Annotated in this window: 9 protein-coding genes; all 9 read right to left on the bottom strand. The window is 71.5% G+C overall.

What is annotated here, in order from left to right; genetic code table 11:
* Positions 1-4 precede the first annotated feature (4 nt).
* Positions 5-808 (bottom strand): hypothetical protein, encoded by an 804-nt coding sequence (locus tag A6F73_RS20680; RefSeq protein ID WP_159398500.1) that lies wholly within the window; start codon positions 806-808, stop codon positions 5-7.
* 127 nt (positions 809-935) lie between these two features.
* The gene (locus tag A6F73_RS20675) at positions 936-1,850 is read right to left on the bottom strand and encodes an enoyl-CoA hydratase/isomerase family protein (RefSeq protein WP_244293446.1); all 915 of its coding nucleotides are present in this window, start codon (positions 1,848-1,850) and stop codon (positions 936-938) included.
* A complete protein-coding gene (locus tag A6F73_RS20670) occupies positions 1,847-3,037 on the bottom strand; it encodes a cytochrome P450 (RefSeq protein ID WP_244293666.1) in 1,191 nt (396 codons plus the stop codon). The genes A6F73_RS20675 and A6F73_RS20670 overlap by 4 nt, the downstream gene beginning before the upstream one ends.
* A 266-nt stretch (positions 3,038-3,303) precedes the next feature.
* Complete coding sequence (locus A6F73_RS20665) at positions 3,304-4,689, bottom strand: cytochrome P450 (RefSeq protein ID WP_079135845.1); 1,386 nt, start codon at positions 4,687-4,689, stop codon at positions 3,304-3,306.
* 73 nt (positions 4,690-4,762) lie between these two features.
* Entirely contained in the window at positions 4,763-5,353 is a 591-nt protein-coding gene (locus A6F73_RS20660) for an ATP/GTP-binding protein (protein ID WP_063349167.1), read from the bottom strand.
* Positions 5,328-5,702, bottom strand: a complete 375-nt coding sequence (locus A6F73_RS20655; protein WP_063349166.1) for a DUF742 domain-containing protein — start codon at positions 5,700-5,702, stop codon at positions 5,328-5,330. The genes A6F73_RS20660 and A6F73_RS20655 overlap by 26 nt, the downstream gene beginning before the upstream one ends.
* Complete coding sequence (locus tag A6F73_RS20650; protein WP_063349165.1) at positions 5,699-6,109, bottom strand: roadblock/LC7 domain-containing protein; 411 nt, start codon at positions 6,107-6,109, stop codon at positions 5,699-5,701. Before A6F73_RS20650 ends, A6F73_RS20655 begins: the two co-directional genes overlap by 4 nt.
* Positions 6,106-7,425, bottom strand: coding sequence for an ATP-binding protein (locus A6F73_RS20645; RefSeq protein ID WP_063349164.1), 1,320 nt, complete (start codon positions 7,423-7,425; stop codon positions 6,106-6,108). Before A6F73_RS20645 ends, A6F73_RS20650 begins: the two co-directional genes overlap by 4 nt.
* Positions 7,426-8,030: 605 nt before the next feature.
* The gene (locus tag A6F73_RS20640) at positions 8,031-12,977 is read right to left on the bottom strand and encodes an NAD-glutamate dehydrogenase (protein ID WP_063349163.1); all 4,947 of its coding nucleotides are present in this window, start codon (positions 12,975-12,977) and stop codon (positions 8,031-8,033) included.
* Positions 12,978-13,130 lie beyond the last annotated feature (153 nt).

The following is a 13,130-nucleotide window of genomic DNA, read 5'->3' as shown; positions in this document are numbered from 1 at the left end:
TACGTCAGGAGCAGTACGTGTTGTGCTTGACCAGGGCGAGGCCTGCGACCTTGCCTTCGGCCATGGTGAACTCGTAGAACCAGTCCGGGCCGCCGTTGCCGCCCTCGGCCGGGAGTTCGTACGTGCCGTCCTTGGTCGGCTTGAGGTCTTTGCCCTCGTAGGCCCGCTTGAGCTCCTCCTCCGCCGAGCCGGCGCCGACTCCCTCGGCGGTGCGGGCGTCCGCCGGGGCGACCAGCTGGCGCAGGCCCTCGGTACCGAAGTTGACCCGGCCGGTGGCCAGGAAGGCCTGGTCCCGGTTCTTGCGGGCCGGGCCGATGAGGTCCAGGTCCTTGTAGAGCACGGCCATCTCCTGCCGCCCCGCCTCGGTCTGATCGAGCTGCTCCCGAAGGCCCGCGAGGTACTCCTGCCGCTCCTTCGAGGAGGCCCCGGGGGCCAGGGGCGCGACCGGCTTCCTGGTCGCCTTGATCTCGTCGATCCTGGCCCGAGCCTTGTCGACCTTCGTACGGACCTCCGCCTCGGCCGCCATCCGGACCGGGTCCGGCGCCGGGCCGCCCTTGTACGCGTAGTCGGTGCAGCCGTTGAGCAGCGAGACCGGCGACGGCTCCAGGGCCCCGGAGGTGAGCGCCTCCTCCTTGGTCATCGAGAGCTGGAGCCCGCGGTAGCCTGCGGCACCGAACGGCTGCGGCGGTGTACTGGCCGCCGCGGCGGCTCCGCCCTCGTCCCCCGCGCAGGCCGCTGCTCCGGCCACGACCAGGGCCGTCGTCAGCACGGCCCCCGCTACGCGCACGCCGCGCGTCATCCCCGCCATGATCATCTCCGCTTCGTCGACCGCACACGGTAGCGGACGTTCGGACACGATCCACCACCGGTCCCCACACACGCGGAAGGGGCCCGCATCCTCCTTGGGTTCTAGCGGGCCCCTTCGCACGCACCGGTCAGGAGGCCGGCCCCCGGCCGGCGGCGGTGTGGGTGTAGTGGGCGGCGGCCAGGACCGAGGCCATCAGCTCGGCGTCGAGCATGGAGGCGTCGGCCATCCGGGTCGCCGACGCGTGGGAGGCGAGCAGCGTCTTGGTGACCCGCAGGGCGGCCTCGGGGCGGCGCGTGATGGGCCGGGCCCACTCGGCCACCGCCTCGTCCAGCTCCTGCTCGGGGACGACGCGCTGCAGGATGGCGAGCTCCCGCGCCTCCGCCGCGCCGACCGGGCGGCCGGTGAGGATGATCTCGCGGACCCGGGCCGCGCCGACCTCGTGCAGCAGCCGGGGCAGCAGGCCGCCCCAGGCGACGGGCAGGCCGAGGGCCAGCTCGGGCAGCCGGAAGACGGCGTTGTCGGCGCCGGCCCGCAGGTCGCAGGCGAGCGCCAGGGCGAAGCCGGCGCCGGTCGCCCGGCCCTGGACCCGGGCGACGGTGACGGCGGGGCTGTTGACGAGGGCGTCGCAGACCCGGCGGGCCTTGTCCCCGTAGGCCCGTATGCGGCCGCCGGTCGGGTCCTCGTCCAGGCCCGCGAGGAGTTCGTCGCGGTCGCCGCCGAGGCAGAAGTCCCGGCCGGCCGCGGACAGCACGATCACCCGCACGGCCGGGTCGGGGACGGCGAGGACGGCGAGGAGTTCGTCCAGCATCGCCATGGTGACGGCGTTCCCGGTCTCCGGGCTGTCCAGCTCGACGTGGAGCACCGCGCCCCGGAGCTCGGAACGGACCGTACGGGCGGGCGCAGGGGCCGGCACGGGCTCGGGGGCCGACGAGGACTGAGGGACCGGCGGGTACCAGCCGGCCGACGCCGAGGGGTACGGGACGTACGGCGGCGGCTGCATCGCGTACGGGGGGTACTGGGGAGCCTGCGGAGGAACATTCATGCGGCCACTCTCAGGGACGTCACCCGGTGGAAGACCATCCGGGGTGCGTACTCGGGCGGGCTCGCCACCCGCAGGGTCGGGAAGCGCCGCAGCAGCTGGCCGAGCAGGGCGCGTGCCTCCAGCCGGGCCAGGCCCGCGCCGAGGCAGTAGTGGGCGCCGCCGCCGAAGGTGAGGTGGGTGCCCCGGCGGAGCACGTCGAAGGTGTGCGGGTCCGGGTTGCGGCGCGGATCGCGGTTGGCCGCGCCGTACATCACGTGGACCATGGTGTCCTTGGGCAGGAACACCCCGGCCAGCTCGGTGTCCTCGCCCGCGACGCGGCTGTTGACGCGGACCGGCGGGTCGTAGCGCAGCGCCTCGTCGATCGCGTCGTCGATGTGCTCCGGCCGCTCCCGCAGCCACTCCCACCGGCCGGGCGACCGCAGCAGCGACCACACCAGCGAGGAGAGCAGCGTCGCCGTGGTCTCCAGCGAGGCGATGGTGACGAACATGGTGAGCTGGTAGACCATCCGGTCGGTGGCCTCGCGGTCGGACTCCAGCGCGTCCCAGGTGCGGATCCAGCCGGCGATCACGTCGTCGCCGTCGTTGTCGCGACGCTCCCGGACGAGGCGGGTGAAGTACTCGCGCAGGTCCATGGTGGCCTGCTCGGAGACCGCCAGCTGGCTCTTGGTGGGCAGCAGCTCCTGGGCGTGCACCTGGTTGTGGGTCATCGTCAGGATGTGCGGGTAGTCCTCGGGCGCGATGTCCAGCCAGCGCCCGACGGTGCCGATCGGCAGCTGCTCACTGACCAGGGCGGAGAGGTCCGCCTCGCCGTCCGTCCGTATTCGCTCGGCCAGGCGGTCGAGCAGTTCGGCGACGTCGGCCTCGATCTGCGGCTCCATGTCCCGCAGGGTGTTCCGGTCGAAGAGGTTCCCGAGGCTGCGCCGCTGCCGGGTGTGGTCGGGGGCGTTGAGCCGGGAGAGGGTCCGGCTCATCTCCTGGGTGGCGACGGCGTCCCAGCGCCCCGTCTCGGTCTGCCGTTCCTGCCAGGCGAAGTCGGGGACGAGCCAGGTCCTGCCGCGCAGGACCTGGTCGCACGCGTCGTACCCGGTGACCAGGTAGCCGCCCCAGGGCGCCGGAACGAGGTCTCCCAGCGCCCGCAGCCCGTCGTAGACCGGGCTCGGGTCGGCGAGTCCCTCGGCCGACCGCAGCCTGCGCAGGAGCGGCACGGCGGCACGGCGGTCGACCACCCTTCCGTCCGGGCGCTCCGGGTCTGCGGGGCGGGCTTCCAACGTGGCGGTCACACGGGGCTCCTTACGCGCGGGCGGGCAGTACGGCGGCGATCTACCCAGCAACAGCGCGCTCAAGCGTCGATCCGTGTTGCCCGCGTCACGTACCCGCACCGCCGTCGGACTCCGTTCACGCCGCGGTGGCGGAACGGCTTCCGACGGCGCGTCGGATCGGAGCCCGGGGCGTGTCAGACCCGGAAGACGTCCAGGAAGGAGCTCCACCACCCCTTCTTCTGCCCGGCCCGGCCCGGCGCGGGGGCGGTGGCCTGCGGGTACGCCTGCGTCGCCTCGGCGCCGACCGGCGATCCGCCCGGCGCGGTGTCCGCGCCCGCGGCCGGCCTCGCGGTCCGGGCGGGCGCCGGGCTGAACCGGACCGGCAGCGAGACCAGGCCGCGCTGGAACGGGCCCGGCCGCCATTCCACGCTCTCCGCGGGCACCGCGAGCGTGACGTCCGGGAGGGCGTTGAGCAGGCACTCGATCGCGCTCAGGGCGATCAGCTGGGCCGGGGACTTGGCCGGGCACGCGTGCGGGCCGGCGCCCCAGGCCAGGTGGGCCCCCTTGCTGAGGGTCAGCCGGGCGTCCGTCAGCGCGGGGTCGCTGTTGGCGGCGGCGAAGCTGATCACCACCGGGCTGCCCGCGTCCATCGGGACCCCGCCCACGTCGAGGTCCTGCATCGGGTAGTGCGTGGCGTAGTTGGCGATCGGCGGGTTGTTCCACAGCACGTCGTCGAGGGCGTCCTCGATGCGCAGTCCGGAGCGGCCCTCGCCGGACAGCAGCAGGAGCAGCGCGTTGCCGATCAGGTTGCGCTCGGGCTCGACGCCGGCGCCCATCAGCATGACCAGCTGGTCCTTGAGCTCCTCGTCCCGCAGGCCGGCCGGGTGCTGGATGAGCCACGAGGTGATGTCGTCGCCGGGCTGGCGGCGCTTCAGCGCGACCAGGTCCATCAGGCAGGCGGTCAGCTCCTCGTTGGCCTGGATCACGTCGAGGCCGTCGAAGAGCGCGGACATGCTGCGGGTCAGCCGGTCGCCGATGTCGGCCGGGCAGCCGAACAGCTGGTTGAACAGCAGCAGCGGCAGCAGCTTGGCGTAGTCGTTGAGCAGGTCGGCCCGGCCCAGCGGACTGAACTGGTCGATCAGGTAGCCGGCGATCCGCTCGACGTGCCGGTTGAGCCGGTTGTCGTTGAGCCGGCCCAGGCTCTCGGTGACGGCCTTGCGCAGCCGCAGGTGCTCGGCGCCGTCCGTGAAGAGGCAGTTGGGCCGGTAGAACATCATCGGCAGGACGGGGCTGTCCATCGGCACCCGTCCTTCGTTGAGCGCCGCCCAGCGCCGCGAGTCCCGGGCGAACATCCCCGGGTTCTGCAGCACCCGCAGGGCGGCCTCGTGCGAGGTGACCAGGGTGGCCTCCACCCCAGGGGCCAACTCCACCGGCGCGGCGGGGCCGTTGGCGCGCAGCTTGTCGTAGACCGCGCCGGGGTCGGACGAGAACATCTCCCCGTAGAGCGGTGTGCTCACGCCGACGTGCATCGGGCAGCCCTGCGGAGGCGACTGCGGGGCGGGTCGCTGCGGAGAATCCATGGGTCGTTCCTTGGAGGTGGCCCCGGGCGGGTGCGGACCCGGGAGGCGTGCGGGGAGGGAGGCGCGGGGGAGGTCAGGAGGCGCGGGCGAGCAGGTGCCGGACGAGCGTCAGCAGGGCGTCGGCCGAGGAGCGCTGGTCCCGCGCGTCGCAGAACACCACCGGGGTGTGCGGCAGCAGGTCGAGTGCCTCGCGCAGCTGGTCCTCGGTGTACTCGTCCTGCCGGTCGAAGCTGTTGACCGCCACGGCGTACTCCAGGCCGTACTGCTCGATCAGGTCGATGACGGGGAAGGTGTCCGCGAGGCGGGTCGGGTCGGCCAGCAGCAGCGCTCCCAGCGCGCCCCGCGCCATGTCCTCCCAGAGCTGCATGAACCGTTGCTGCCCCGGAGTGCCGAACAGGTACAGCACCAGGTCGTCGCCGAGTGTCAGCCGGCCGAAGTCCAGGGCGACGGTCGTGGTCTTCTTGTCCGGTACGCCGCGGAGGTCGTCGACGCGGATGGACGCCTGCGTCATGCTCTCCTCGGTGCTCAGCGGGGCGATCTCCGACAAGGCCCCGATGAGCGTGGTCTTGCCGACCGCGAAGTGCCCCACGACCAGGATCTTGACCGCGGTCGTCACCGCGCCCGGGACGTAGATGTCCTCAGGCGAACCGGCGTTGAAGTCCATGCAGTACCTTCTCTAGAAGTCTCGGATCCGGGGCCTGGGCCGGGGGCGGGGCCGACCGGCACAGCAACCGTCCCTCATGGATCAGGTCCGTCAGCAGCAGCCTCACGACCCCCACCGGCAGCTCCAGCCGGGCCGCGACCTCGGCCACCGAGAGGTAGCCGCCGGAGCACAGCTCCCAGATCGCCCGGGTCTCCGGGCTCGGCAGGGTCGGGAGGTCCTGCTCGGGCGCGACGGTGACCAGGGTGATCAGAGACAGGGCCTCCGCACTCGGTAACTCGCGCCCACCGGTGATCACGTAGGAGCGGATGAAGCCGCCGGTGACCCGCTGTTCCTCGCCGCCGGCCGTCATGAGCCGCTGAGCGTGCTCTGGCGCGGCGCCGCCGACATCGCCCGTCCGAGCGCGCCGACCTGCTGCTGCATCCGGAAGGACATCGCCTCCATGTCGACGTCGGGGGCGGTGGAGGCGGCCAGGTACGCGCCGCTGCCGGCCGCGATCAGGAAGATCCAGCCGTGGTCGTACTCCAGCAGGGTCTGGCGCCAGACCCCGGCGCCTGCGCCGTCTGCGCCGACGAACGGGGCGACCGCGCGGCTCAGCGACTGCATCGAGCTCATCGCGGCGGCGTTGGTCTCCGCCTCGTCACGGCCTATCTCGCTGGACCGTTCGAGCAGGAGGCCGTCGGCGGAGACGAGGATGGCGTGCCGGGCGCCGGGTACCTGGAGTACGTCGTTGAGCACCCAGGAAAGATCGCGGCTCACTGGATCTCGGTTCCTTCCGTGTTCGTGGTGTTGCGCCCGGACAGCGTGCCGCGCTGGAACGCGCCGAGGCGGGACGGCGTGTTCTGGACGGGGCTCCGCACCGGTGCCTCGGCCCGGCCGGGGTCCTGCGGGGAGGGGAGGACGGACACCGGGCGGTTGCGGCGGCGGCGGGGCAGCTGTCCGTCCGCGGTCATCTCCGGTTCCGTCACCGCCGCCGCCGGCACCGGGGCCAGCGGCGCCGCCGGTTCGGGCAGCGACACGAGCCGCTGACCGGGGGCCTGCGCCCAGGCCTGCGCGGGCTGCTCCGCCGGCGGGGCCTGGTAGTCGCCGCGCGCGCCCTGGTGGTCACCGTGCGCGGCCTGGTGCTCGCCGTGCACGGCGGCGGCCGGGGCCGGGGCCGGGGCCGCGACCTCGCTGCTGAGCAGCTCGGCCGGCAGCAGCACCACGGCCCGCACGCCCCCGTACGGGGAGACCGAGTCGACGGAGACCCGGAAGCCGTAGCGGGCGGCCAGCATGCCGGAGACGGCGAAGCCGAACTTCGGGGGGTTGCCCAGGCTGGTGAGGCCGATCGGCGCGCCCGGGTTCAGGAGCACCGCCGCGCGGTCCTTCTCCTCCTGGCCCATGCCGAGGCCGGCGTCGTCGACGATCAGGCAGACGCCGGTGGGGACGGCCTGGACGCTGACCTCCACCGGGGTGTCCGGGGCGGAGTAGTTGGTCGCGTTGGCGAGCAGCTCGGACAGCACGACGGCGACGGGCTCGACGACCTTGCTGACGAGCGCGACGCTGACCTGGGAGTGGATCCGCACCCGGTCGAAGTGCCGGATCCGGCCCTGGGCGCTGCGGACCACGTCGTAGACCGAGGCGACGCTCTCACGGCGGCCCAGCCAGCCGCCGCAGAGCACCGCGATGCCCTGGGCGCGTCGGCCGAACTGGCTGTTCGTGTGGTCGATCGTCATCAGGTCGGCCAGGATCTGCGGGCTGTCGCCGTACTTCCGCTGCACCTTGTCGATGACGACCTGCTGCTCGTCGGCCAAGCCCTGCAGCGTCCGCATCGCCGCCTTGAGGACGGCCTTGGTGTCCTCCTCGGCGTCGCGGCGGACGTCCGTCAGCTCGGATGCGTGCTGGTTCCGCAGCTGGTCGTGCAGCACGGCGAACTCGTCGCGCTGCCGCTGTGCCAGGGCGCTGGCCTCCTCCAGGGAAACGTTTCGCCTCCGCAGGGCGAGGTTCGTCCTGCGGGCCTGGAGGGCCGCTCCGACGGCTGCGAGCATCACCACGATGAAGACCCAGAAAAAGGGTTCCTGCACAAATGACGTCATGAAACTCTCTTCAGGTGGCACCGTGTGGAGCCGGTCCGGGCCCCAAGGCGCGAATGGGACTGGCGGCCTGAACCCCCTCCGAAAGACACCTGATGTCACATCACATCGCGGTGCTTTCCGGCACGGGACCTGCGGCGACGCCTATCGCGGGGTCAGCCTACTGCAACTCCTGGTAGGTCAGAACAGCTGCCAAAAAGGGCAGTTGGGGCGAAATTTCGCGACCGGACGGGAACTCCGGTGGGAATGGGCGGAGTTCGTAGCGCGACGTTAATCGCGGGGACACTTCCCGGCCGCACCCCGGCTCGCGCGCAGCGTGATGGCTCCGTCACCGTCCGGAATCCACCGGCCGCCACCCGCCGCTCGCCGCCCGCCGGCGGCAACGAAAAGCGGCGGGCCCGCGTCCGTGGACGCGGGCCCGCCGCTTAGGTCCTGTCCGGTCGATCTTGGCGGATCAGCCCGCGGCGTTGGGCGCCCGGCTGGGCGTGCGCCCGAATCATCCTCGTACTGGACGTACTTGGGCGATTCGGGCGTGCGTCCAGGCGGGATGCCCGGCGTCGCGGGCCCGGCAAGATCGGCCGGACAGGGCCTTGCTGTGCAGCCGGCCGTCAGCGCATGGAGCCCGTGCGCAGGAGGGTGCGGATGACGCGCATCGCGACCGAGAGGCTGGACAGCTCGTAGTTGTCCGAACCCCTTATGTCGTCGAGGGTGCTCTTGGCGCGGTTCAGCAGGGTGGCGTTGAGGTCTGCCCAGGCCGTGTAGCGCTCCTCCGGGGTGGCGCCCTCGGGGCCGCAGGCGAGGATGTCGGCGGTCAGCGCCGCGTGCGCCGCGAAGAGGTCCTCGCGGATCGCGGCCCGGGCCATCGACGACCAGCGGTCGGTGCGGGGCAGCTCGATGATGCGGTCGAGCAGGTGGGTGATCTGGAGGCGGTCGGCGAGGTCGTAGTAGAGCTCGGCGACCTCGGCGACGTCCTTGTCGGAGCGGTCCGCGACCTCGCTGATGTCCAGCGTCGGGAAGGTCGAGGAGAGGCCGGCGATCCGGGTGGCCAGTTCCTCCGGCACCCCGGCCGAGGCGAGCTCGTTGTAGACGGCCTCGAACCAGACCAGGTCGTCGCCGCGCAGCGGCTTGGGCAGCGAGCCCCAGACCTGGTCGACCCGGTCGTGGAAGAACTCGATGGTGCCGGCGATGTCGAGCGGCTGGCGGCGGTTGTTGAGCATCCACCGGGTGGCGCGCTCGACCAGGCGCCGCGAGTGCAGCCGCATCTTGGTCTGGACCCGGGCCGTGACCTCGTTGTCCAGGCCCTCGATCTCGGCCCAGATGTCCTCCAGGCCGAACACGGCCCGGGCGGCGGTGTGGGTCCGGGCGATCTCCTCGTAGGTCGCGCCGGTCTCCTCCTTCAGCCGGAAGGCGAAGGTGCAGCCGCCGCGGTTGATCGTGTCGTTGACGATCAGGGTGGTGATGATCTCGCGGCGCAGCGCGTGGCTGTCGATCGCGTCGGCGAACCGGGCCCGCAGCGCGCTCGGGAAGTAGTCGTGCAGCGCGGCGTGGAAGTACGGGTCGTCGGGCAGCGCGGTGGCGAGCAGCTCGTCGGCCAGCGTGATCTTGGTGTACGCGAGCAGGACGGACATCTCGGGCTGCGAGAGGCCGCGGCCGTTCTGCTGGCGCTCGCGGATCTGGCGCTCGGTGGGCAGGAACTCCAGGCCCCGGTCGAGCTGGCCGGCCGACTCCAGCCGGTTGATCATCCGGGAGTGGACGTTGACCATGCTGTGCGCCTGGGCGACGGCGTTGGCCAGCACCACGTTCTGCGCGTAGTTGTTGCGCAGCACCAGGTGGCCGACCTCGTCGGTCATCTCGGCGAGCAGGACGTTGCGCTGCTTGACCGTCATGTCGCCGTCGGTGACGACCTGGTTGAGCAGGATCTTGATGTTGACCTCGTGGTCCGAGGTGTCCACGCCGGCCGAGTTGTCGATGGCGTCGGTGTTGATCCAGCCGCCGGTGCTCTCGGGGCCGCCGACCGCGGCGTACTCGATGCGGCCGAGCTGGGTGCAGCCGAGGTTGCCGCCCTCGCCGATGACGCGGGCCCGGACCTGGTCGCCGTTGACGCGGATGGCGTCGTTGGCCTTGTCGCCGACCTCGGCGTTGGTCTCGGTGGAGGCCTTGATGTAGGTGCCGATGCCGCCGTTCCAGAACAGGTCGACCGGTGCCTGGAGGATCGCCTTCATCAGCTCGGCCGGGGTGAGCCGGGTCTCCTGGACGCCGAGGGCGGCCCGGACCTGCGTGCTGAGCTGGATCGACTTGGCGGTGCGCGGGAAGACGCCGCCGCCGGACGAGATCAGCGACTTGTCGTAGTCGTCCCAGGAGCTGCGGGGCAGTTCGAAGAGCCGGCGCCGCTCGGCGTAGGAGGCGGCGGCGTCCGGGTTCGGGTCGAGGAAGATGTGGCGGTGGTCGAAGGCGGCGACCAGGCGGATGTGCTCGCTGAGCAGCATGCCGTTGCCGAAGACGTCGCCGGACATGTCGCCGATGCCGATGACCTTGAAGTCCTCGGTCTGGGTGTCGACGCCGAGTTCGCGGAAGTTGCGCTTGACCGACTCCCAGGCGCCGCGGGCCGTGATGCCCATGCCCTTGTGGTCGTAGCCGGCCGAGCCGCCGGAGGCGAACGCGTCGCCCAGCCAGAAGCCGTAGGACTCGGCGACGCCGTTGGCGATGTCGGAGAAGGTCGCGGTGCCCTTGTCGGCGGCGACGACGAGGTAGGTGTCGTCCTCGTCGTGGCGGACGACGTCGGCCGGGTGGACGACCTCGCCGGCGACCAGGTTGTCGGTGATGTCGAGCAGCGCGGAGATGAACGTCTTGTACGAGGAGATGCCCTCGGCCAGCCAGGCGTCCCGGTCGACCGACGGGTCCGGCAGCTGCTTGGCGACGAAGCCGCCCTTGGCGCCGACCGGCACGATGACGGTGTTCTTGACCATCTGCGCCTTGACCAGGCCGAGGATCTCGGTGCGGAAGTCCTCGCGCCGGTCGGACCAGCGCAGACCGCCGCGGGCGACCTTGCCGAAGCGCAGGTGCACGCCCTCGACCTGCGGCGAGTACACCCAGATCTCGAACGCGGGGCGCGGGGCCGGCAGGTCCGGGATGGCCTTCGGGTCGAACTTCATCGACACGTAGGAGTGCCAGTCACCGGAGCCGTCGTGCTGGAAGAAGTTGGTCCGCAGGGTGGCCGTGATGAGGTGCAGGAAGGAGCGCAGGATGCGGTCCTCGTCCAGCGAGACGACCTCGTCGAGCGCGCCGGACAGCTCCTCCAGGATGCCCTCGGTCAGCTCGGCGGCGCCCTGCTGGTGGCTGGGGCTCAGCCGGGCCTCGAACAGGTTGACCAGCAGCCGGGTGGTGTGGGTGTTGTTGCGGAGCGCGTCCTCCATGTAGTCCTGGGAGAACGTGGAGCCCGCCTGGCGCAGGTACTTGGCGTACGCGCGCAGCACCGTCGCCTGGCGCCAGGTCAGCCCGGCGGTGAGGACCAGCTCGTTGAAGCCGTCGTTCTCGGCCTTGCCGGTCCAGGTGGCGGCGAAGGTCTCCTGGAAGCGCTCGCGGGCCTCGTCGGTGAGCTCGGTGGCCTCGCGCAGCTTCAGGCCGAAGTCGTACACCCACGCGGTGGTGTCGTCGGAGCGGCGCAGCGCGTACGGGTGCTCGTCCAGCACCTCGACGCCCAGGCGCTGGAGCACCGGCAGGACCTCGGTCAGCGAGATCGGGCCGCCGACCCGGTAGACCTTGAAGCGGCGCTCGTCGGCGCCGGCGCCGACCGGCTGGTACAGGTTGAGGCGGAAGTCGCCCTCGCCGTGCAGCGACTCGATCTGCTTGATGTCGGCGACGGCGGTGCGCGGCGGGAAGTCGGCACGGTAGCCGTCGGGGAAGGCGTTGGCGTACTTGTGGCCGAGCTCGGCGGCCTTCTCCTCGCCCAGTTCGGTGTGCAGCTGGTCGTGGAAGCCGTCCATCCAGAACCGGGCGGCCTCGGCGAGGCGGTTCTCGATCCGCTCGATGTCGGAGTCGGTGAGCTGCGGCAGTTCGGTGCCGGGGGCGACGCGGACCACGAAGTGCAGACGGGTCAGCACCGACTCGGTGGCGTACACCGTGTAGTCGATGGTGGCGCCGTTCAGCTCTTCCTTGAGGATGTCGGTGAGCAGCAGCCGGATCCGGGTGGTGTAGCGGTCGCGCGGCAGGTAGATGAACGCGGAGAAGTAGCGCCCGTACTCGTCCTGGCGCAGGAAGAGCCGCAGCTTACGGCGCTCCTGGAGGTACAGCACGCTGGTGGCGATGGAGATCAGCTCGGAGGCCGCGGTCTGGAACATCTCGTCCCGCGGGAAGGTCTCCATGATCTGCAGCAGGTCGCGGCCGTCGTGGCTCTCGCTGGAGAAGCCGGAGCCTTCGAGCACCTCCTGCACCTTGCGGCGCACGACCGGGATGCGGGTGACCGACTCGGTGTAGGCGGCGGAGGAGAACAGGCCGAGGAAGCGGCGCTCGCCGATCGGCTCGCCGGCGGCGTTGAACTTCTTCACGCCGACGTAGTCCAGGTAGGACGGGCGGTGCACGGTGGAGCGGCTGTTGGCCTTGGTGAGGACGAGCAGCTTCTTCTCGTGCGCCTTGGCGCGGACCGGCGCGGAGAGGCGGCCGAAGGCCTCGCTGGCCGGGTGGTGGTGGTCGTCGTGGCCGCGCGGGTCGGAGCGCAGGATGCCGAGGCCGGTCCCGGCGACGGCCTTCAGGACCTCCTCGCCCTCGTGCCCGACCAGGTCGTACTCGCGGTAGCCGAGGAAGGTGAAGTGGTCGTCGGCGAGCCAGCGCATCAGCTCCCAGGCCTCGCCGACCTCCTGCTCGGGCAGGCCGGTCGGGGGCTCCTCGGCGAGCTCGTCGGCCAGGCGCAGCGCGCTCTCGCGCATCTTGCTCCAGTCCTCGACGACCTCGCGGACGTCGCCGAGCACCCGGCGCAGGTCGGCCTCGATCGCGCGCAGGTCGTCGCGGTCGGTCTCGCGGTCGATCTCGATGTGCATCCACGACTCGACGCTCGCGTCGGCGGGCCACTCGGCGCCGGCGGCCTGGCTGCGGGAGCAGGCGTCGACGTCCAGGATCTCCAGCAGCTTGCCGGTGATGTCACGGCGGACGACCAGCTGGGGGTGGATCACGACGTGGATGGCGCGGTCCTGGCGGGACAGCTCGTTGGTGACGGAGTCGACCAGGAAGGGCATGTCGTCGGTGACGACCTCGACCACGGTGTGGCCGCAGGACCAGGCGTTCTCCTCGACCGAGGGGGTGTGCACCCGCACCTCGGCGGTGCCCTGCGGGCGCTTGAGGCCCAGCCGGTAGTGGGAGGCCGCCGCGCCGTAGACGTCGACCGGGTCGCGGTCGACCAGGTCCTCGGGCGCGGTGTGGAGGTAGTAGTGGTGCAGGTACGCGGTCAGAGCGCCGTTGCTCAGACCTTCCCCCGGCGCCGCTCCCCCCACCTGGCTGTTCTCAGCGGCTGCGGCTGCTTTCTTGAGCAGGTCGGCCTTGGCTGCGTCCAGCTTGGTCTGCATGACTTCTTGGCTCCTGTCGCGCGCCGTTGCGTGACTCGGTGGTGTGTGGGTGTACACCGACGGGTCACTCGCAATCCTGCCGCACCTTCCGACTGAAAAGGCTTCATGGCGCGCATGAAATTCCTTCGCAATGGGTAGGACGATTCGTCCTGC

This window comes from Streptomyces sp. MJM8645 (assembly GCF_001625365.1).
Lineage (GTDB): Bacteria > Actinomycetota > Actinomycetes > Streptomycetales > Streptomycetaceae > Kitasatospora.
This window is presented reverse-complemented; position numbering and strand designations above follow the sequence as displayed.

Bases quoted from the DNA above. Each gene is read 5' to 3' on its own strand.
- A6F73_RS20680 (WP_159398500.1), bottom strand. From the start codon at position 808: ATGGCGGGGATGACGCGCGGCGTGCGCGTAGCGGGGGCCGTGCTGACG.
- A6F73_RS20645 (WP_063349164.1), bottom strand. From the start codon at position 7,425: ATGACGTCATTTGTGCAGGAACCCTTTTTCTGGGTCTTCATCGTGGTG.
- A6F73_RS20665 (WP_079135845.1), bottom strand. From the start codon at position 4,689: ATGGATTCTCCGCAGCGACCCGCCCCGCAGTCGCCTCCGCAGGGCTGC.
- A6F73_RS20640 (WP_063349163.1), bottom strand. From the start codon at position 12,977: ATGCAGACCAAGCTGGACGCAGCCAAGGCCGACCTGCTCAAGAAAGCA.
- A6F73_RS20675 (WP_244293446.1), bottom strand. From the start codon at position 1,850: ATGAATGTTCCTCCGCAGGCTCCCCAGTACCCCCCGTACGCGATGCAG.
- A6F73_RS20655 (WP_063349166.1), bottom strand. From the start codon at position 5,702: ATGACGGCCGGCGGCGAGGAACAGCGGGTCACCGGCGGCTTCATCCGC.
- A6F73_RS20660 (WP_063349167.1), bottom strand. From the start codon at position 5,353: ATGGACTTCAACGCCGGTTCGCCTGAGGACATCTACGTCCCGGGCGCG.